The sequence below is a fragment of the Sphingobium terrigena genome, assembly GCF_003591655.1.
GTDB lineage: Bacteria > Pseudomonadota > Alphaproteobacteria > Sphingomonadales > Sphingomonadaceae > Sphingobium > Sphingobium terrigena.
The window spans coordinates 1-18,792 of record NZ_QVRA01000045.1 but is presented as its reverse complement, the minus strand read 5'-3'; the positions used below and the strand labels follow the sequence as shown (position 1 = coordinate 18,792).

Annotated in this window: 20 protein-coding genes and 2 pseudogenes; 13 read left to right on the top strand and 9 right to left on the bottom strand. The window is 60.1% G+C overall.

What is annotated here, in order from left to right; all coding sequences use genetic code 11:
- Positions 1-345: 345 nt before the first annotated feature.
- Both D0Z70_RS23300 and xth read left to right on the top strand, forming a co-directional pair.
- Positions 346-588, top strand: a pseudogene (locus tag D0Z70_RS23300) (GNAT family N-acetyltransferase); the annotation flags it as partial.
- Between the two features lie 76 nt (positions 589-664).
- Positions 665-1,486, top strand: coding sequence for an exodeoxyribonuclease III (xth, locus tag D0Z70_RS23295; RefSeq protein WP_043150380.1), 822 nt, complete (start codon positions 665-667; stop codon positions 1,484-1,486).
- On the opposite strand, the gene D0Z70_RS23290 is transcribed toward xth, so the two are convergent.
- Both D0Z70_RS23290 and trxC read right to left on the bottom strand, forming a co-directional pair.
- Complete coding sequence (locus D0Z70_RS23290; protein WP_239019108.1) at positions 1,456-1,785, bottom strand: hypothetical protein; 330 nt, start codon at positions 1,783-1,785, stop codon at positions 1,456-1,458. The two genes, xth and D0Z70_RS23290, sit on opposite strands and share 31 nt — an antisense overlap.
- A complete protein-coding gene (trxC, locus tag D0Z70_RS23285; protein ID WP_043150382.1) occupies positions 1,782-2,237 on the bottom strand; it encodes a thioredoxin TrxC in 456 nt (151 codons plus the stop codon). The genes D0Z70_RS23290 and trxC overlap by 4 nt, the downstream gene beginning before the upstream one ends.
- 202 nt (positions 2,238-2,439) lie before the next feature.
- On the opposite strand from trxC, the gene D0Z70_RS23280 reads away from it, so the two are divergent.
- The 4 genes from D0Z70_RS23280 (at position 2,440) to D0Z70_RS23265 (ending at position 4,376) form a co-directional block, all read left to right on the top strand.
- A complete protein-coding gene (locus D0Z70_RS23280; protein ID WP_043150384.1) occupies positions 2,440-2,715 on the top strand; it encodes an HU family DNA-binding protein in 276 nt (91 codons plus the stop codon).
- A gap of 302 nt (positions 2,716-3,017) precedes the next feature.
- On the top strand, positions 3,018-3,488 hold the full coding sequence (locus D0Z70_RS23275) for an SOS response-associated peptidase family protein (RefSeq protein WP_235209618.1): 471 nt from the start codon (positions 3,018-3,020) through the stop codon (positions 3,486-3,488).
- 49 nt (positions 3,489-3,537) lie between these two features.
- Complete coding sequence (locus D0Z70_RS23270; protein ID WP_081764065.1) at positions 3,538-4,188, top strand: SOS response-associated peptidase; 651 nt, start codon at positions 3,538-3,540, stop codon at positions 4,186-4,188.
- Positions 4,185-4,376 carry a DUF6961 family protein gene (locus D0Z70_RS23265; protein ID WP_043150386.1) on the top strand — a complete coding sequence of 64 codons (192 nt, stop codon included), beginning with the start codon at positions 4,185-4,187 and terminating at the stop codon, positions 4,374-4,376. Before D0Z70_RS23270 ends, D0Z70_RS23265 begins: the two co-directional genes overlap by 4 nt.
- Positions 4,377-4,380: 4 nt before the next feature.
- Here D0Z70_RS23265 and D0Z70_RS23260 read toward each other — a convergent pair whose 3' ends face one another.
- The 6 genes from D0Z70_RS23260 to D0Z70_RS23235 form a co-directional block, all read right to left on the bottom strand.
- On the bottom strand, positions 4,381-4,980 hold the full coding sequence (locus D0Z70_RS23260; protein ID WP_119750488.1) for an alpha-ketoglutarate-dependent dioxygenase AlkB: 600 nt from the start codon (positions 4,978-4,980) through the stop codon (positions 4,381-4,383).
- Between the two features lie 49 nt (positions 4,981-5,029).
- Complete coding sequence (locus D0Z70_RS23255) at positions 5,030-5,404, bottom strand: helix-turn-helix domain-containing protein (RefSeq protein WP_043150459.1); 375 nt, start codon at positions 5,402-5,404, stop codon at positions 5,030-5,032.
- 151 nt (positions 5,405-5,555) lie between these two features.
- The gene (locus D0Z70_RS23250) at positions 5,556-6,224 is read right to left on the bottom strand and encodes a JAB domain-containing protein (protein WP_081764066.1); all 669 of its coding nucleotides are present in this window, start codon (positions 6,222-6,224) and stop codon (positions 5,556-5,558) included.
- Positions 6,128-6,568: a hypothetical protein gene (locus D0Z70_RS23245; protein ID WP_043150388.1), complete on the bottom strand. Its 441-nt coding sequence runs from the start codon at positions 6,566-6,568 to the stop codon at positions 6,128-6,130. The genes D0Z70_RS23250 and D0Z70_RS23245 overlap by 97 nt, the downstream gene beginning before the upstream one ends.
- A gap of 50 nt (positions 6,569-6,618) precedes the next feature.
- Entirely contained in the window at positions 6,619-6,972 is a 354-nt protein-coding gene (locus D0Z70_RS23240) for a hypothetical protein (RefSeq protein ID WP_239019107.1), read from the bottom strand.
- A gap of 36 nt (positions 6,973-7,008) precedes the next feature.
- Positions 7,009-7,590 (bottom strand): helix-turn-helix domain-containing protein, encoded by a 582-nt coding sequence (locus D0Z70_RS23235; RefSeq protein WP_119750486.1) that lies wholly within the window; start codon positions 7,588-7,590, stop codon positions 7,009-7,011.
- A 269-nt stretch (positions 7,591-7,859) separates the two neighbouring features.
- Between D0Z70_RS23235 and D0Z70_RS23230 the strand changes: the two genes are divergently transcribed.
- The 5 genes from D0Z70_RS23230 (at position 7,860) to D0Z70_RS23210 (ending at position 15,984) form a co-directional block, all read left to right on the top strand.
- Complete coding sequence (locus D0Z70_RS23230) at positions 7,860-8,237, top strand: sigma factor-like helix-turn-helix DNA-binding protein (protein WP_043150395.1); 378 nt, start codon at positions 7,860-7,862, stop codon at positions 8,235-8,237.
- Positions 8,238-8,436: 199 nt separating this feature from the next.
- A complete protein-coding gene (locus tag D0Z70_RS23225) occupies positions 8,437-9,192 on the top strand; it encodes a DUF7146 domain-containing protein (protein WP_239019106.1) in 756 nt (251 codons plus the stop codon).
- Positions 9,189-11,252 carry a ParB/RepB/Spo0J family partition protein gene (locus D0Z70_RS23220; protein WP_043150398.1) on the top strand — a complete coding sequence of 688 codons (2,064 nt, stop codon included), beginning with the start codon at positions 9,189-9,191 and terminating at the stop codon, positions 11,250-11,252. Before D0Z70_RS23225 ends, D0Z70_RS23220 begins: the two co-directional genes overlap by 4 nt.
- 267 nt (positions 11,253-11,519) lie before the next feature.
- The gene (locus D0Z70_RS23215; protein ID WP_239019105.1) at positions 11,520-15,692 is read left to right on the top strand and encodes a strawberry notch-like NTP hydrolase domain-containing protein; all 4,173 of its coding nucleotides are present in this window, start codon (positions 11,520-11,522) and stop codon (positions 15,690-15,692) included.
- A gap of 55 nt (positions 15,693-15,747) precedes the next feature.
- Complete coding sequence (locus D0Z70_RS23210) at positions 15,748-15,984, top strand: hypothetical protein (RefSeq protein ID WP_119750480.1); 237 nt, start codon at positions 15,748-15,750, stop codon at positions 15,982-15,984.
- 109 nt (positions 15,985-16,093) lie between these two features.
- Here D0Z70_RS23210 and D0Z70_RS23205 read toward each other — a convergent pair whose 3' ends face one another.
- The gene (locus tag D0Z70_RS23205; RefSeq protein WP_119750478.1) at positions 16,094-17,062 is read right to left on the bottom strand and encodes a Ros/MucR family transcriptional regulator; all 969 of its coding nucleotides are present in this window, start codon (positions 17,060-17,062) and stop codon (positions 16,094-16,096) included.
- 211 nt (positions 17,063-17,273) lie between these two features.
- On the opposite strand from D0Z70_RS23205, the gene D0Z70_RS23200 reads away from it, so the two are divergent.
- Both D0Z70_RS23200 and D0Z70_RS23195 read left to right on the top strand, forming a co-directional pair.
- Positions 17,274-17,732, top strand: a complete 459-nt coding sequence (locus D0Z70_RS23200; RefSeq protein ID WP_239019104.1) for a hypothetical protein — start codon at positions 17,274-17,276, stop codon at positions 17,730-17,732.
- 123 nt (positions 17,733-17,855) lie between these two features.
- Positions 17,856-18,674: pseudogene (locus D0Z70_RS23195) on the top strand (DUF932 domain-containing protein); the annotation flags it as partial.
- Positions 18,675-18,792: the final 118 nt, after the last annotated feature.

The following is an 18,792-nucleotide window of genomic DNA, read 5'->3' as shown; positions in this document are numbered from 1 at the left end:
CTCGCGGCGGGACCGAAGTTCAGGGAGGTGCCGCTCCAAAGGGGGGAAGAAGCGACAGAACATGAAATAGCATGTTGCGATGAATGACGGGTGAAGCTGCTGTTCATGAGCGCTGCAGCTCGGCTTTTTCCAGCAAGGCTTGTGGCTGCCACGGCATCGGAACGCAAAGGCCAGGCCACATTCGTCAGCAGACAGCTCTAGCGGAACCGCGCCATTGTCCATCTGTTCGATCTATCGACCGGCTCTGCGAAAATCGCCGATGCATATGACCCGAAAGAAAGAGGAACCGACTATGGCTGAGACGAGGACGTCCGCGATAATGAAGGCGAGAGCCGCTATGAACTCAAGGTCGATGGTAGCACGGCTATTGCGGCCTATGAACGGCGCGATGGCGCATTGATCTTCACGCACACGCAGGTTCCTGAGGCGCTGGAAGGGCAAGGCATTGCCAGTAAGCTGATCGCCGGCGCGTTGGCGGACGTGCGGGAGAAGAGATTGAAGGTCGTGCCGCTATGCGAATTCGTCGCCGGCTATTTTGATCGCCATCCAGAGGAGCAGGATTTGTTGGCGCTCGACGCGCCAGGCTGATCGCAGGGATGTGTGGATCATCCATGGCTTATAACCATTCCCATGCCTCTCCCGCGCCAGCTAGGTCAACGCAACGATGAAGATCGCCACCTATAATGTGAACGGGATTAACGGGCGCCTGCCTGTCCTGCTAAGATGGCTGGGCGAAGCCGAGCCCGACATCGTCTGTCTGCAGGAACTGAAGGCGCCGCAGGGCAAATTTCCCGAAACAGCGATCCGCGACGCAGGCTATGACGCGATATGGCATGGGCAAAGCCAATGGAACGGCGTTGCGATCCTGAGCCGTGTCGGTGATATCCATGAGACGCGCCGCGGCCTGCCCGGCGATCCGGACGATACGCAAAGCCGCTACATCGAAGCGGCGGTTGCCGGGGTCCTGGTTGCTGGTCTTTATCTACCCAACGGCAATCCACGCCCTGGACCCAAGTTCGACTTCAAATTGCGCTGGTTCGAGCGGCTTCATGATCACCTTGCCTTGCTCGTCGATCTCGATGCGCCGGTTGTGGTCGCCGGGGACTTCAACGTCATGCCAACCGATCTGGATGTTTATGCGCCCGAGCGGTGGCGGGACGATGCGCTCTTCGCGCCGGAGGTGAGGGACGCCTATCGCCATCTGCTGGAGCAGGGATGGAGCGACGCTCTGCGCGAATTGCATCCTGATGAGACCATCTACACCTTCTGGAAATATTGGCGCGGGGCGTTCGAGCGCAACGCGGGCCTTCGGATCGACCATATTCTGCTCAACGCAAAGGCACGCAGCAAGCTTGAATGGGCGCAGGTCGATACAGCGCCGCGCGGATGGGAAAAGACGAGCGACCATGCTCCAGTTTGGATTGAGCTGGCCAACAAGCCGGTGCGCAAGGCGCGTCAGTCGAGGGCTGCAAACCAGTCAGCATAGGGCGTATTGCGCGCCATATGGCGATTATAGTCAGGTGCGCCATCAGTCCACCAGACTGAGCCACGCTCGCCAAGTCCGCGTTTGGCAATGGCCGCCGCCGCATGCGCTTCACGCTCGGCCGATACATCGCCGTTTTTACGGGCGTCGCGCACGGCTCTACGCGCCTGCATCAGATCCGATACCAGGGTGGCGCGAACGTCCTCGTCCAACGCGGGATTGGACAGTCGCCACAGGCGACCGCGCACGACGAAATAACGGCCATCGGGCGTCGCCGGGTGGGTGGCGGGCTCCCGGCTCACGCCGGTCGTGCCGCCTCGCGCGCCCATGCAACGATGGCCTGTTGCGGCATAGCGCCCGATTGCCGCGCAATTTCGCGGCCACCCCGAAACAGGATCATCGTGGGAATGGACCGGATGGCATAGCGACCCGCGATCGCTTGATGCGCCTCGGTATCGAGTTTCCCAAGGCGCATATAGGGTTCAAGTTGTCCGGCCGCGGCGCTGAAGGCGGGGGCCATCTGACGACAGGGGCCGCACCAGTTCGCCCAGAAATCGACAAGCAGGGGAATGTCGGACCGCGCGGCATGCGCGTCGAAATTATCTGCGGTCAGTTTGACGGGCTCCCCAGAGAATAGGGGGCGCTTGCATCGGCCGCAGGTTCCTCCCTTGGCCAGCCTTTCGCGGGGCAACCGGTTCGCCGTTGCGCAAGCCGGACATATGACAATCAGGGCATCATTGGGCGCCGTAGCCATTCTGGTCTCCATCATGCGTCGTCTTGGATGGCATAGATGCCATAGATGGGATCGGGCATCCCGAATGTCAGGCCCCGCAAAGGCAAGCAAGGCCTGGGAGGACGATGAAGCCAATAGACTGCCAAAAAGCGATAGCGTCCTGGCTGGACGTTGGCTTGCGCCCTCGTCTATGCCCGCCGTCCAACGACACAGGATATAGCCCATGAACAATACCGACCTCGCTGAGAAGATCGCCGGCGACAACGGCCTTTCCAAGGCGGATGCCCGCAAGCTGGTCGACGCGGTCTTCGCCGCAATCGCTGATGCTGCAGCAGCGGGCGAAGAAATTGCCCTGAACGGCTTTGGCAAGTTCAAGGTCAAGGACGCGCCAGCGCGCGAAGGTCGCAACCCCTCCACGGGCGCCACTATCCAGATCGCAGCTGCCAAGAAGCTCGGCTTCACGCCCGCCAAGGCGATAAAGGATAAACTGAACGGCTGAAATTTCGCCGGGAAACGTCCGTCCACGGCGCTTCCCGGCTATCGCCGGTTGACAATATTGTTCGCTTTATGTTCCAATCATCGGATGTCTTTCGAGTCTCCCTAGGAGCGGTCGATGTCCAGATTGCATACGACCCTGGCGAGTGTCGGCGAAGTCGCCATGCATTTCGGTGCGGCGCTGCCGCAAGGGCCTGTCCATTTTGCTCGTGAAACCACCGAGGGCGCCGACGGGCTCGTCGTATTTGAAAGCCGGGGACGTCGGCTGTTACGGTCGATGGGGTGGGGATTCCCGCGCCCCGCGAGATGCGCGAACATGGCGACGATCCTCAGCGGCTGGGGCTGGTTGCCGATCTCACCAATCCCATGTGGGAGCATATGGTCGTGGACCCGCGCTATCGCTGCCTTATCGTCCTGACCCATTTCGCCAATCCGGACGGCGCGCCCGGGCATAAGACGAGGACTTGGTTCTCGGTCAAACATGCTCCCGTCATGGCCTGGGCCGGCTTCTGCCGGAACCTGCCTGATTACGGCCCTGTCTATGCGGGCATGACAATGGTGGCGAACGCCGCGGTCATGCCGACCAACGACAGGATGCCGGTTCTTTTCGATCCCCACGACTATGACGCATGGCTGCACGGCGGCATCAGGGACGTCATCGGATTCCAGCATCGCGCACCCTTTGCTGCTGAGCGCATGGTCGTCGAGCATACAGAAGATCTCTGGCGCAGCGGAAAATTGCCGGCGAAAGCCCAGCCGCAGCTTGCCTTGCTCTGAACGCCGCGCAACACTTGCAGTCGGGCGGCGCGACTAGGCAGGTGCGACGATGTGTAATCTTTATACCGAGCGACTAAGCGCAGCCGAGGTGGCGGCGCATTTCGGCGTCGAGGCGCCCGACATCGCCGCCATGAACGTGCCGGACGAAGTCTATCCCGGCTATCCCGGCATGGTGGTGCGCGAGGCAGAAGGAAAGCGTGTCCTTCAATCCATGGTCTGGGGGTTTCCGCTGGTCCTGCGCGGCATGAAGCCTGGATCCAAGCCAAAGCCTGTCAATAACATTGCCGACCTGCGCAAACCCATGTGGGTCGGCCTCGCGCGAAAGCCCCAATGGCGTTGCCTCATCCCTTTGACGGCCTTTGCAGAAGCGGAGGGCAAGAAGGGGAGCAAGACCCGTACCTGGTTCCATCTGAAGGATCGACCGGTCTTTGCCTGGGCGGGACTTTGGCGGGAAAGCCAGGAATGGGGCGCGGTCTATTCAGGGGTGATGACCGACTGCAACGAAGCGATCCGCCCGGTGCATGATCGCATGCCTGTGCTCTTGCATGAGGATGAATATGACCGCTGGCTCGGCGGATCGTTCGACGAGGCGATCGCTTTCCAGGATCGCTGCTTCCCCGACGATCTCATCGAGATGACGCGCACCAGCGATCCCTGGAACAAGCCGCGGGCAGCAGCATCTGCGCCGTCGCTGCTGTGAGGGCCGATCTTGAACGTTGGGCTGAAGCGCTGGCGGTCGAGCGGGAGCATGGCGCGAACGCCGGCGACTTCATTGCAGAAAGGGTAAGAATGCTGGCGCTGGCGGGCGATCAGGCAGGCGTGGTGCGATGGCTCGACATTGCGACGCGGCTGGACCAGCTTCTCGATGCGAGCGCCATGGCGCATTGAAGGCTTACCGATATCCGAGCCTATTTTGGTTCACCACTTTCTCACAAAGCGTGCGGAAGGTGATCGACCAGCGGGTCTCGTCCATTTCGGCTATGCTATGTTCCCATTGGTACCGCGCTTCGCCTTCAAGATGATAGACCGAGCGCGGCGCAAGCGGAACGGTGATGCGATCGAACCCGTCGGGCTTGCGCCGCCGAAAACGCAAGGGGGCAGACACGCCCAGCGAAATACCAACAACATGGTCGAAGACCGGGCGATCGCGGTGCCAGCCGATGCCTGCGCCAGGATCATATCGAATCAGGAGTGCCTGGGCGAGGTTGGCGGAATCAAGGCCAGCAAAGGCTGCGGCCTTGTCGCGCGCCGTCAGTAGCCAATCAGGCATGGGATCCGTCGGTCCAAAGCGTGCGTCGTCAAAATCATAACGCCAGCCAAAGGAACTGGTCAGGCGTTTGCCAAGCCAGCCCTGGAAGCGAAATGGCTCGAGCGTGGTAGCATTGATCCCGGCTATCAGGCTCAATTCCTCGTCGCGAGAGAGAAGGTCGTCACGATAGGAGAGGCCCGGAATTTTCGGGGGCTCGAACAGATCGGGAAACAGGCTGGCCATCCATGCCTAAATTGGGACGCTGCGCTTAGAAGGCAATCGCATAGGTGATTTATGATTTCCCGCCTTCCCATAACTCAATAATCCGATCAAGCAGACGGTCGACGATGGCAAGGCCTTGGGCCGTCATCGAAATCGCGACGCGTCGCCCATCTGGACGAGGAATGTCCCGCGTCACCAACCCTCGCTTTTCCATCTCGGCGATCTTGCGGTGGGCGGTCGATTGCGGAATGTCGGGGGCGGCGGTATACAGAGAGAAGAGATAGACCTCCCGCTTCTCATATTGCGCCAGGTAAAGATCGAGCAGCATGTCCCAGACAGGGCTGGGGCATAGACGATAGCCAATAGCCTCACCAATCGTCCGCCGCATGGCCACCAGCCTGCGGCACATATCGATACGTCTGTCGGGGGGATATATCTGCGCCATGTCATGCCTCCTTTTTTGGATAGTGACCCTTCGCTCCTCTCTTCGGCCCGTGAACGAGCGGGCCATGTTTGAAAGCCCCATTGATCATTGCGGTTCGCCTGAAGTGGTTGCCGCCTTTCTGGCTACGCCTGCGGCGCGGCGGGCCGTGGGGCTAAAGATACCCCGCCTGGCGGAAACTCACATGCCCGGCATGGGCGATGACCAGATGATCATGGACCGCGACATCCAGGCAACGTGCTGCATCGACAATCTTCCTGGTGAAGGCCCGGTCAGCCCGTGAAGGCTGAGGTTGGCCCGATGGATGGTTATGAATGAGAAAAATTGCGGTCGCACCTATCTCGACGCATCGCTTCATGATTTCACGTGGATAGGCGTGGACATGAGAGATGGTGCCGGTCGCCAGCACTTCATCTGCCAATATCTCATTGACGGCGTTGAGGAAAAGCACCCGCAACTGTTCGACCGGCGCGAATGCCATGGTGGCGCGCAGATAGTCCAGCAGTGCCTGTTCGTTCGAGAGTATCGGTTTACCGGCGAGTTTTCCGCGCAGAATATGGTGGATAGACATTTGCAGGCACTCAAATGTCCGCTCGACACATAGCGCGCCATCCAGAAGGCGCATCCGGTCCTGGCGCCGCGCAGAGAGGGTTGCAGCAAAAGAACCGAACCTGTCGACCAGCTGCTGCGCCAGTTCGGGCGCGCGCGCCGGACAGGTGAGCGCGATCAGCTCTTCCAGGGCCTGTCGACACCGCGCCGCTTTATCCGGCTGCGATGTCGAAAGGTCGCGCCGATGAGCATGGTTTGTGCTACCCAACTCCACACCGCCAGCGCATCGACATAGGCACGCGGTACAATCGCCGGCATCAGGATCCGCATCAGATGCACGGCTACCTCTGCGCCTAGCATCGCCGCGACCCAGAGCGGCCAGAACCGTGTGCTTTGTAGAGAAAGCCATATAAACACACTCAATAAGGCAAAATCGACCAGGAGAATGGCGATCTCGATATGATGGAACCGGTCGCCGAACGGGTCGACAAGCCCTACGGACAGACAGGCAGCGCCCAGCAGGGCTGCAGCGCCGATCCTTTCGGGCGTGCCGCCCCGCCATGCGGCATAGAGGGTGCTGACAATGAGCAGGGTCAGGAACGCGATTTGCCGGGTCATGACCCTGATTGAACCCAGGTGGCCGCATTGCGTCAATCCTCTCTTGCGCGTCAGACGACGCGCAGATGGGCAGGCTGATCATGCGAGACAACTTTGAAAAGGTCGCCATAAGCGGTTTGCCCGAGCCCAACATCATCGCTGGCCCGTTTGAGATGGGCGTGGGTTATGACCATCTGCTCGCGCGTCTGCGCAATCAGCATGACAGCAGCGGCAGATGTCGCGATAGCCTCCTGGCCGATCGCAGCTGCAAAACGGGCATCAAGACGAGCCAGGGGTAGCGAGGCGTTGAGTTCGGCAATCCGGGCTGCAGCAATATCGAGCGCAGCTTCGGCGGCAAATAGCCGCTCGGCAACCGATTTGGCGATGGTCTGTCGTTTAACGCGCATAGAATCTCCTTCCCGCAAAAGCGGGTGAACAGGGAAAACATAAAAATGTTGGTTTTAGTGGCGAGCCAGGGCGTCTAGCGCCGAGAGCAGTGAAGCGGCCGATCCAGCCATCACAAGAGCAAGCGTCGCCATGATCGCAAGAGCGATCAACGTCATGTTCGAAGTCAGGTCATTGTCGGGCCTCCCGCTTGTGCGGAACGGCAGAAAATTGCCCATAAGGGGAAAGCGCACCAAACCATGGTAGCCCTCCTGCTGCGTGGCCAATAAATCGGCATCGGCAATATCTGCGTCCACTTGATCGTCAGTGGAATCAGATTGGCCAGACGCAGCCGGGATTGGCAGGACCAAAGATTGGGCGCCTATTTTTTGGGCCCCCGGAGAAATCTCCGTGCGGTCCGCTTCATAGGCAGCCACGAGGCGTGCCGCCTGCTGCCGGCCAATGCCGCCGAGCTTGCCGCGCGCTTCATATATATGCTTGTCGACACGGCCGGAACTATTGCCCAGTCGCGAAGCAATTTCCTTGCTGGAATAGCCCTGCGCCACTAGTACTAGGCATTGCCGTTGCCGACCCGTAAGGCTGGCGAGCCTTGTCCTGAATACCGCAATGTCCGGCGGAACGGGTGGTTTGTTCATCATCGCGCACTGTCTCCAGCCTTGCGACGCATCGGGGCAGATCGGTCGCGCCTGATATCTCCTCTGCGGCCCCGCTCACAATGTCATGAAATTGCAACGCAAACGCAACCATTTGGCCGAGCAATTGAGACGAATCGAAGAAATTTGCATAGCCATGTCGCAACTGGCCTGGTGCGGGATGCCGCCATCCAGATCTCCGGGCATGGAGGGGAGGGGATGGACAGGGGATGATCGGGCAGGTTTCGGCCAGAACGTCCCAACGGATATCCACCATGAACGCACTTATCGTCCGCCTCGCGCGCCATATATTCACCTGCCTGCGTTGCCGCAGGGATGAGGCTCTCATGGGCACTATATTTGCCTGGCTCGACGACCAGGAACAAGCGGATCAGGATGAACTTCTGCCTAAACAGCAGTCGCAGGACCGATCCGCATGGTATTACGATCAATCGGCCTTGTCTTCCGACAAAACCGATATGACCGCACGCTGCGCTGAACATATGCCAACCCTGACCCGGCTCTTTCTCTTGCTGCGCGTACCTTATGCCATGCAGATTGACGACATTGCGCGAACCTTCGAGATCCGCCCCCGCCGGGTTCGTCGCCATTTACGGCGAGCCGTGGCGATCCTTGCGCGCGACAGGCATTGACGCAATGACGGTTCCCATCGACCGGCTTGTCATGGAAGCGCGCGCAAAGCTGCTGGTCAACCGTCTGGGCGGCCGCTGGGCCTCGTCTGGCGGCCTGTGCCTTTGCCCGGCCCATGACGATCATCATCCCAGCCTTTCTGTCCGACTGGGCAAGACAGCTCTGCTCTTCAAATGCTTTGCAGGCTGCCATGCCCGCGATGTGCTGCGCGCAATCGCACGGATCGACCATCAGGCGCTGACAGCTTGTCATGAGCCAGGTCATTCGACGCGCGATTTTCAATCCGGTTTCCGCAGCCAGGCGAGGGACATCTGGCATGCGAGCCGACCGATCGCTGACACGCCGGCACAGGACTATCTGCAGTCTCGTTCCATCACCAATCTGGGAGAATGGCTGCGCTTTCATCCGCGAACGCCCTTGCGAACCGACACGGGGCTTGAGTTTCGCCCTGCCATGATTGCTGCTGTGCGCGACAGAGAAGAAATTGTCGCCATCCACCGGACATTCCTTGATCCTCGCTATTCCCGTCTCGCTGCCGACGTACAACCGGCGCGTCGCTTGCTGGGCCGACCCGGCCATGGCGCCGTCATGCTGGCTCCTGCTACCAATATTCTTGGTCTTGCCGAGGGGATCGAGACGGCCCTGTCGGCCATGTCCTTTCTCGAAATTCCGGTCTGGGCCACGCTCGGTAGCGAGCGCTTGCACAGCATTGCCATTCCCGCGTCGGTTAAGCGGCTAATTATCCTGCCCGACAACGATCGTGCGGGCAAAATCGCCGCAATGCGTGCGCTGGCGGCGTATCGCGGCGCCGGCAGGCCAGTCAGGCATATCCGGCCGCCATCAGGCTATAATGACTGGAACGATGTCCAGCAGGCAAGGGAGGGAGGGGGATTGGATGATGTGGCGCAGGAAGACCCGATGGGCGGGTCTTTGGCGCCTGGAGATCCCAGTCGATGAACCAGCTTCCCATTCTCGTTGCCGCGGCGAACCTCAGCAAGTCGCCATCCAATGTCCGAAAGTCGAGCGATGCTGTCGCCGACGCCCAGCTTGAGGCCAATATCGCGGCCAAGGGCATAAGGCAGAATCTGATCGGCGTGCCGGTTGCGCGCAAGAAAGGCCATTATCGTATCGCCGCGGGCGGACGGCGCCTCGATGCGGTGCATCGTCTCATCGAAAAGGGCGTCTTCGGGCCAGACTATCAGGTGCCGGTGCTGGTCCTGCGCGACGCGAAAGATGCGATCGCCACCAGCCTGGAGGAAAATTTCTTCAAGCTCAGCATGAACCCAGCGGACACCTGCCGGGCTTTCCAGGATATTGTCGAAACCGAAGGCAAGACCCCGGCCGAGATCGCCAAACGTTTTGGCCTGACCGAGCGCTTCGTACTGGGACGGCTGCGCCTTGCGGATCTGGCACCCTGCATTTTTGACGCCCTGCGCGACGGCGAGATCAGCCTTGAGATTGCCACGGCTTATGCCAGCAGTCCCGATGCCGTGCGCCAGGCGCAGATATTCGAAACTCTGGGGCAGAGCTATTACCGCAATAATCTAAACGAGATCCGGCGCCAGCTTGCCCAAGGCAGCTATAGTGGCAATGATCCTAAAGCCCTGCTTGTCGGTCCCCACGCCTATGTGGCCGCCGGTGGCCGGATCGACAGCGACCTGTTCACCGACGATGCGAGCGAGATGTGGATCGATGGCGACCTGCTCGATCAACTGGCGACCGACAGGCTGGCGCAGGCGGCGCAAGCGATCCGGGAACGGGAAGGCTTTGGCGATGTCCGCATCGTGTCCGGCACTCATATTGCCTATAGCGCAACCTGGGATCTCAAGCCCATTGAGGGCGAACAGCCACCGCTGACGCCAGAGCAGGAACAGCGGCTTGCTGATATCGAAGTGGAACTGGAAGCGTTCGAGAACCCGGTTGAAACCGACGAGACCGAGGAGGAGGTCGAAGCGCGCTATGATCGGCTGAATGCTGAATATGAGGCAATCCGGCAACGGGCACCGATTCTGACCGAGGAGCAAAAGGCGTCCGCACTGGCCTATGTGGTGATCGGTTCCGACGGTCAGCCGCGCGTCCACGAACAGCTTTATCATGTTCCGGCTGAACAGGCCGACGATGCGCAGGATTCGACCGGTGATGATGATGAAGTCGATGCGGATGCGGATCGCGCGCCAGCACAGGTGGTGCCGGGCCAGCCAAAGATCAGCCAGCGCCTTGCCGATGAGCTCGCTGAAATGAAGGCTGAACTTCTGCGCGTCCATATCGCCAGCGATCCGCGGTTCGCGCTCGATCTCGCCACTTTCTGCATGGCTGACGCGGCAACGCGCACCTATGGCAGCGCGGAACGGGCCACCGACCTGCGCGCCAATGCCCCCGCATCGCCGCTTCATGGCTATGAGAGCGATACGCCTGCCGCCGACCAGTGGCTCAAGCTGGAAAAAGATCTTGATCGATGCTGGATCAATCATGCCGATGTGCGGACACGCTATGACGCCTTTTGCGCTTTGAGCCAGGAGGCACGGGCTGCCTGGTTCAGCTGGGCAATTGCCCGGACGGTCCAGGCGGTGCCTGCCGGGCGGACCGGCAGCGTGTTTCTCGACCATCTGGGGGTCAAGTGCGGGATCGATGTTACGGCCTGGTGGCGACCGACCGCGCGCAACTATTTCGACCGGGTCAGCAAGGCGATGATCCTCCAGGCGTTCGAAACGGTCGGCGGCCTAGAGCTGAGTTCCCGCTACGCGGCGTCGAAGAAGCATGATCTTGCGCTCTCGGCCGAGCGACTGTTCAGCGGCGATCTCATCGTCGAGGCAGAGGTCAAGGAACGCGCGCTGCAATGGTTGCCGGACGCCATGCGCTTTGTGCCGGTTGGTGAAGCTGAAGCCAGTCTCACCGGAGATGGCGATGCCGATTGTGGCGTCGGGCGGGTCAGTGTCGATGGGGATGCTGCGGCGGAAGCGCTGGCTGAGGCACCTGACGAAGATTCTGGAGAGGACCGCGTCGCGCAGGCGGCCTGAGCCTGGGGTATAATGCTGGGGACCATGATGTGTCGTCATGGTCCCTTTTTCTGTCCGCCGTCCTGGGAGGGAAGGGGAGCGGACGAGGCGTGGACCGATCGGGTCCGAGGCCTGGAGATATTTATGACTCTTCCTTTGTTCGCTACGCAGCAGCCTGATCCCGTCGCAACGCGTTCACGCGCGCAACGCCTATTCGATGTCGCGACAATACTCGCCGACAATCTGACGCAATCGCAAATACCGACCCGACATGCCCTACGAAAGCTGATGACAGCCAGCTTTGGCGCGAGCGATGCACAAGGCGCATGGTCGATGCGCCAGGCCTATGACGCGCTTGAAATCGCCCTGATACTGTTCCTGCGGCGGGGGAATAGTGGCATCGCCAGATCCGGAGATCCGACTGCCTGTTACGCCGCTTTGCGCCGTCTTGAAACCAGCCTGCCCACGCACAGCTATCGCAGCGAACAGCAGATCGCGATGCAGCAGTTCAGCACGCCGCTGACCCTCGCATGGCTGGCGGTCCAGGCAGCACGCCTTGGGCCAGAGGATCATATTCTCGAACCATCGGCAGGCACGGGAATGTTGCTCGGATCCATTCCGCCTGGACGCTGCACCTTCACGCTCAATGAACGCGATCCCGACCGCGCGGCGCTGCTCACGCTTGCCATCGGGCAGGCTGTCACCTGCCATGACGCGGAATATATCCATGATCTGTTGCCCCTGGGCAATGACCCTTCTGTGGTCCTGATCAATCCGCCCTTCGGTCGCAGCGAGGGACGCGGCAATGACCGGCAGGCCGGGGTGCGGCATTTGCGCTCGGCCTTGCTACGACTGCGCCAGCACGGTCGCTGTGTCGCCATCATGCCACCTGGCTTTGCTGCTGATGGCAGCGGCGCAAAAGCCTATGCGACGATCGCGCAATTGATCCCGCCTCGCGTTGAAATCACCATCCTGGGCAGCCCCTTTGCCAAACATGGCACCGGTATCGCTGTACGACTGCTGTTATTCGACAAGGGATGGCATGGTCAGGGACAAAGTCATGTCGCCGATAATCTGGACGCAGCGCTTGATCTCGTCCTGGCATTGCCTGACCGGCTCGATCCACCTGCCTTGTTGCCACCCCCGCCGTTGCCAAAGCCACCAAGTCCTGCCGTCGCGTTCCATCTCCCTCGGCCAAAGGCAAAGGATGAGGCGGCATCGCTGTTTCGCACTTTGTCCGCCACGCCACTCGCCGCGCCGGCGCGTATAGCAGCAAACAATGCCAATGCTGTTCCGCTTTCCTACGCCGTACGCGACACGCCTCTGCCGGTAGGCGACCCTGTTGGCATCTATGCGCCCTGGCGGCTTGCGCGGATTGCGATCGAAGGCGCGACACCCCATCCCGACAAGCTGGTGGAATCCCTGGCCATGGGATCAGTATTGCCGCCCGTACCGCGCTGGCAGCCATTATTACAACCAAGGGCGCTCGCTGCCCTGTCCGAGGCGCAACTGGAAACCATCATCCATGCAGGCGAAGCCTTTTCACGCGATCTGCCCGGTATGTTCACGCCCAATGCAGCAGGGGATCAACTCCATGAAGATCCCGCAGGGCGCGCCTATCGGACGGGCTATTTCATTGGCGATGGCACAGGCGTTGGCAAGGGCCGGGAAGGGGCGGGCCTGATCCTTGACCAGTGGAACAGGGGTAATCGCCGTGCCATCTGGATTTCGCGCAGTGCTGCCCTGCTCGAAGACGCCCGAAGGGACTGGAGCGCCCTTGGCGGCCTGCCGATCGATATCCAGCCGCTCGATGCCTTCCCGCTCGGTGAGCCGATCACCATGACGTCTGGCATTCTCTTCCTCACCTATGCAACGCTGCGCTCGGTCCGTCAGGACAATTTCTCACGCCTGCAGCAGATATTGGTCTGGACCGATGCTGAATTTGAGGGCGTCATCCTGTTTGATGAATCCCACGCGATGGGCAACGCTGCAGGCACGCAAGGCGATTTTGGAACGGCGAAGGGGTCAGAGCAAGGCCTGGCGGGCGTTCGCCTCCAAAATGCCCTGGCCCGCGCGCGGATAGCCTATGTGTCCGCGACGGGTGCCACCAAGCCTGAAAACCTCAGCTATGCCTCGCGCCTTGGCCTGTGGGGGCCGGGCACAGGCTTCACCGACCGCAATGCTTTCATGGCGGCGATGGACGGGGGCGGGATCGCCGCGATGGAGATCGTGGCGCGCGATCTCAAAGCCACCGGCCTCTACACCGCGCGGGCGCTCAGCTTTGCCGGGGTGGAATATGATCCGCTCGAACATCGATTGAGCCCTGACCAGATCGCCATCTATGATGCCTTCGCGGATGGGTGGGCGGTGATCCATGCCAATCTGCACAAGATATTGGGCGCGTCCGGCGTCGTCGATGCCATGTCAGGACAGACGCTGAACGGCCAGGCTAAAGGCGCGGCGCTCAGTCGATTTGAAAGTGCCAAGCAGCGCTTCTTCTCGCAATTGTTGATTGCGATGAAGGTGCCGAGCCTGATCAAGGCCATAGAGGCAGAGATAGCCGTCGGCCATGTTGCTGTCGTGCAACTCGTCACGACAGCCGAAGCGATATTGGAACGCCGTCTTGCCGACTTATGTGCGGAAGATCGTGCCAGATTAAATCTTGACCTGTCGCCGCTTCAAACCCTGATTGATTATCTCACATCGGCCTTTCCCACCCGGCAGATGCGGGTGTACCGCGCCAGCGACGGCGAACTACGCTCTGAACCGATGATCGATGCCGACGGGCAGCCCGTTCATTGCCAGGAAGCGCTCAATGCGCGCGACACGATGATCGAGGATCTGTGCGCGCTCCCTCCCATCCCTGCTCCCCTGGACGCGCTCATCGCGCATTTTGGTGCGGACAAGGTCGCCGAGGTTACCGGGCGCTCACGCCGGATCGTCGTTGATAGCAGCGGGCGGCAGCAGGTCGAGCGGCGCGGCACACATGCCAATATCAGCGAAACACGGGCGTTTATGGAAGGGGTCAAGCCCATATTGATATTCAGCGACGCTGGATCCACCGGGCGCTCCTACCATGCCGATCTTGCCAGCAAAAGCGCAGACAAACGCCGCATCCATTTCCTGCTCGAACCGGGTTGGCGTGCCGACGTCGCGATCCAGGGGCTTGGGCGCACCCATCGTACCAACCAGGCCTGCCCCCCGGTGTTCCGGCCTGTGACCACCAACTGCAAGGGCGAACGCCGCTTCATCAGCACGATTGCGCGAAGGCTGGACGGCCTTGGTGCCCTAACTCGCGGACAACGGCAGACGGGCGGCCAAAATATGTTCGATCCGGCCGACAATCTTGAAAGCGACTATGCGCGTGAAGCGCTTGGGCAATGGTATCGGCTGCTTTTCGCAGGCAAGCTTTCCAGCGTGACGATGGGCGACTTCGTCACACTGACTGGTCTCAAGCTCGTCGATGAGGGCGGTAACCTGCTTGAAACCCTCCCGCCCATCCAGCGCTGGCTTAATCGCATCCTGGCGCTGCGGATCGCGATCCAGAATGCAATCTTTGAGGAATATATGGGTCTCATTGAGGCGAGGGTGGACGCCGCTCGTGCGGCGGGCACGCTTGACCTTGGCGTCGAGACTATTCGCGCCGAGCGGATCGAGACTTTGTCTGAGCAGATTTTGCGCACAGATCCGGTGACCGGCGCGCAGACCTGTCTGTTGCGCCTTGAGCTTCACATCCAGCCCCGCGTCACCACATGGCACATACTGAACCAACGGTATCAGGGCATGGACGACATGGCCTGGTTGCGCAACAGCCGCTCCGGGCGCGTCGCCTTGCAATTGCCCTCCTGGTCGATCACCGATGAAGAAGGGCGACCCATTCCCATGTGCCAGCTTGTCCGGCCCACCGGATCGACGCGGATCGATCGGGCATCGCTCGTACATAGTCACTGGGCCTGCATCGATGCCGAGACATTCAAGACTGTCTGGGACGAGGAGGTGGCCGCCGCAGAAGGACGGCTTGACGTCGAGACCATCTGGGTCGCGATGGGCCTTCTTCTGCCTGTCTGGAACAGGCTACCACAGGACGATGTGCGCGTGTGGCGTATCGATAATGGCGCGGGCACATCCATTTTGGGCCGGATCATTCGTCCGGGCGCGGTTGAAAAACTGCAAGCGGCCTTTGGACTGGAACAGGGCATAAGGCTCGGTGCCAGAGACCTGCTTACTGCCGTAAAAGCTGGGGACGACGTCGCCATACCGGGTCTTGGCAAAGCGCGTCTCGCCTCAGTTCTCGTCAACAGTGCCCGTCGCCTTGAAATCCGCGACTATGATACTGGTGACCGCGCCTGGCTGAAAGCGCGCGGTGTGTTCAGCGAGATCATCCAGTATCGCACGCGGCTTTTCATTCCCGTCGACAGGGCTGTCGAAATACTCGACGCGATCATCGCGGAGCGACGCTGAGACGGCAATGTGTGACATGGTAATGCCGTATCCGCTTATCTGACAAGGGAAACTTATGTTCAATCCGTTTCAGCGTACATGCGCCGACGCCTATTGCGAGGGTGACTTCGCCCATGTCGAAGATATCGAGCAGGTTCGCGCAGTTAGCGATACGCTCTTCACATTTCTGATGATTGAGTTGGGTACCCCCGAGGATTGCGACACGCGCGAAGAAGCACTGCGCAGAATGGCGATGGCGATTGGAAACATCCAGGATTTTGCCGCTGCGATTGAAAAGATGCAGACAGCCTGAGTATCTGGACTTGTAGTTAGTAATCCTGAGGTCAGACATTGGCCGCCGAAGCTCATGGAACCCAAGCACCCCGGCGGCTGTCCTGCTTATCTCAATGTCTCGGACCAGGTCAGCTTTCCGCCGTTTTCGGCGCGGACTGTACGTCGGGCGTTTTGATACCGAGGGTCTTGCGAGAAGATTTTACGGTTTTTGCAGAGCGAGCTTTAGGTGCGGGTTCCGCTGGCGTCTTTTTCGCGGTGACGCTCGATTGACGTTTCGCTTTCGCAGGCTTCGAGGCTTTGACGGTGTCAACCGGAGGGGCGATCGCATCAATAGATGTCGCCGATATGCTGACTTTGGAAGGCGTTTTTCGCGCAGGCTTGGCGACGGGCTGGTCTCCTGCTGCCTTCACCTTGCGCGATGCCTTGGGTGGTAAAATGTCGGCAGATGTCGCTATGGCGTCTTTTGGAGCGCCGGTTGCGGACATCTTCTCATCGGCGGTTGATGCTATGGGCGCAGATACAGCCTTGCTTGTGGGCCTTGCCCGGCTTGTTGCGACCGTCGTCTTAGGCGTCTTTACCTTCCGCCCCTTGCCCGTCACAGGCGCAGACACTTGTTCGGTAGGGACATTTGCGATGGTCGGCTCGCTCGTTGCCGGCGACACATTAGCAGCGCTCGCAGCGGCGGCTTTTGCAGCAGTTCCACGCTGTCCAAGGCCGAGCCGTTGCGCGACTTCCCGGCGCTGCTCGGAATAGGCCGGTGCAACCATGGGATAGGTTGACGCAAGACCATAGCGCTCACGATATTGCGCTGGCTTAAGGCCGTGCGAGGCCAGATGCCGCTTGAGCGTTTTGTAAGGCCGGCCATCGATGAGGCTGATGAGATGCTCGCGGGAGGCGAGACTTTTGCGAACACTGACCGCAGGCGTGTATTCCAGCACGGGCTCTGCTTCCACTGCGGATGTTTGCGCCACCAGCGCTGCACGTGTCGACTGGATCAACCCTGCCAGATCGGCGCTTGGCACCATATTATTGGTGACATAGGCGCTGAGCAACTGAACGGTCAGAACCGTATAGTCGGGCTGGTCGGCATCGGTCATGGGAATATCCTGTCCAAGACATGGTGAGAATGTCGGCGCTGCAGGAGCCGCGGCTCAAAAACAGGAGTTTAGCCATCCGGGCCGTGATTTGTCAAAGGGGAGGGGGAGCCATGTCTGTGCAGGCAAACAGCTTGGGCAGGTAAACCGGTACAGGAGCTTATGGACAATGGCGGACATATATATTCAGGGGAGTTTTGCGTTCATATGTCATGTGGAAGAGGCCGAAACATTGGGCCAAGCCTGGTACGCCGTAATGTCGTTGCGCGATGACGTCGAGCCAGACGCGCCCTCCGCCGCACTCACTACATTGTTTCCCCCTCTTGATGAAGGCGATCCATGGTCAGGCCTGCTCACCATTTTCGACAATCCCGATTTCCCCGACTTTGGTGCTGATCTCCAGATCGACGTCGATCGCGATAATCGGGACATGCGAATAGTGGTGATTTGCGGGATGACGGATTTTCAGCCTGCGCCGATTGCAAAGCTGATCCAGCGCTGCTGTGCCCAAAGCCTGGCACAGGCACCGATCGGCTTTGAATGGGCGGAAGTCTGTTCCAGACCGCGCGTCGGACATTTCCGCGGCGGGTGGTGCGCCATTTTTCCTGATCGCCTCGAATTTGAAAGCACCCTTCACGCCTTGTCAGCCGCACTGAGCGGTGCTGTGATCTGAACGGTGACACGCTGTTTGTGGGACACAGGACCCTGGCCAGACATGCGGAGGGGAGGGGGGAAGGGATTTGCGAGGATCAGTGGCGCTGCCCTGGCTTCATGACTCTTATGAGGAGAGCCTCTCATGTCCAGTCTTGCAATCCCGGTCGACAGTGCGCCGGTAACGGGTGCCTATCGCGTCGATATTTCCCGCGGCCATAATGTCAGCCGTGTCTCGTCAGAATGGTTTTCGCGGCCCGATGACGAGAAATTCCTGTCGCTGACAGACCTTTACGACCATGTCCGCACGCGGGCCGAGCGAGCGACGACGCGGATCGTCGAAAGCCGATCGCTCCGGGTCGAAGCGCGTGCCGATAATCCGGAACGCCTGACCCTATTCGTGCCGGGCGAGGATATGCCCATCGCGCCCACCAACTGGTCCTTTGGCCAGCTCTCCAGCCTGGTCGGTGCACCCGCTTCCTATCTGCGCTCGCTGCCCGCAGCGCTTGCCGGCATCAATCTCCAGCATGGCCTGCTCTCCCATCGCGGCGAACAGGTGAAGCTGCTTCAGACGCAAAATGGCCGCGCTGAATTACGCGCGGTTACAGGTCCTGATTATGGACGCATCTGGGATCATGAGCTGGTCGCCGCGGTCATGAAGATCGCGGGCGACGGTGTGGGCGATACGCGCTGGAAAGTGCCCGGCGTCCTTGACTGGTCTTCGATGCACTATAACCCCTTTGTCGATGTATCCCGCGACACAACGACGCTCTATGCGTCCGATCGCGATGTCTTCCTCTTCCTTGTGGATGATACCCACCCGATTGAGGCCGGACGCCTTGCCAATGGCGATCCGGACCTGTTTTTCCGCGGTTTTTACTGCTGGAATTCTGAAGTCGGGTCAAAGACGCTGGGCATTGCCACTTTCTACCTGCGCGCCGTCTGCATGAATCGCAATCTGTGGGTGCGCCATGGTGGCGCGATCAATTGAGTGAAGGATGACTTCTCAGGAAACCAAGAACAGCCTGATGCTCACCCGACTTACCTTGGCCAGCAATGGCTGCGACCGTGAAAACGGCAGG

Bases quoted from the DNA above. Each gene is read 5' to 3' on its own strand.
- xth (WP_043150380.1), top strand. From the start codon at position 665: ATGAAGATCGCCACCTATAATGTGAACGGGATTAACGGGCGCCTGCCT.
- trxC (WP_043150382.1), bottom strand. From the start codon at position 2,237: ATGGCTACGGCGCCCAATGATGCCCTGATTGTCATATGTCCGGCTTGC.
- D0Z70_RS23280 (WP_043150384.1), top strand. From the start codon at position 2,440: ATGAACAATACCGACCTCGCTGAGAAGATCGCCGGCGACAACGGCCTT.
- D0Z70_RS23275 (WP_235209618.1), top strand. From the start codon at position 3,018: ATGCGCGAACATGGCGACGATCCTCAGCGGCTGGGGCTGGTTGCCGAT.
- D0Z70_RS23270 (WP_081764065.1), top strand. From the start codon at position 3,538: ATGTGTAATCTTTATACCGAGCGACTAAGCGCAGCCGAGGTGGCGGCG.
- D0Z70_RS23260 (WP_119750488.1), bottom strand. From the start codon at position 4,980: ATGGCCAGCCTGTTTCCCGATCTGTTCGAGCCCCCGAAAATTCCGGGC.
- D0Z70_RS23255 (WP_043150459.1), bottom strand. From the start codon at position 5,404: ATGGCGCAGATATATCCCCCCGACAGACGTATCGATATGTGCCGCAGG.
- D0Z70_RS23245 (WP_043150388.1), bottom strand. From the start codon at position 6,568: ATGACCCGGCAAATCGCGTTCCTGACCCTGCTCATTGTCAGCACCCTC.
- D0Z70_RS23235 (WP_119750486.1), bottom strand. From the start codon at position 7,590: ATGATGAACAAACCACCCGTTCCGCCGGACATTGCGGTATTCAGGACA.
- D0Z70_RS23230 (WP_043150395.1), top strand. From the start codon at position 7,860: ATGAACGCACTTATCGTCCGCCTCGCGCGCCATATATTCACCTGCCTG.
- D0Z70_RS23220 (WP_043150398.1), top strand. From the start codon at position 9,189: ATGAACCAGCTTCCCATTCTCGTTGCCGCGGCGAACCTCAGCAAGTCG.
- D0Z70_RS23215 (WP_239019105.1), top strand. From the start codon at position 11,520: ATGACAGCCAGCTTTGGCGCGAGCGATGCACAAGGCGCATGGTCGATG.
- D0Z70_RS23210 (WP_119750480.1), top strand. From the start codon at position 15,748: ATGTTCAATCCGTTTCAGCGTACATGCGCCGACGCCTATTGCGAGGGT.
- D0Z70_RS23205 (WP_119750478.1), bottom strand. From the start codon at position 17,062: ATGACCGATGCCGACCAGCCCGACTATACGGTTCTGACCGTTCAGTTG.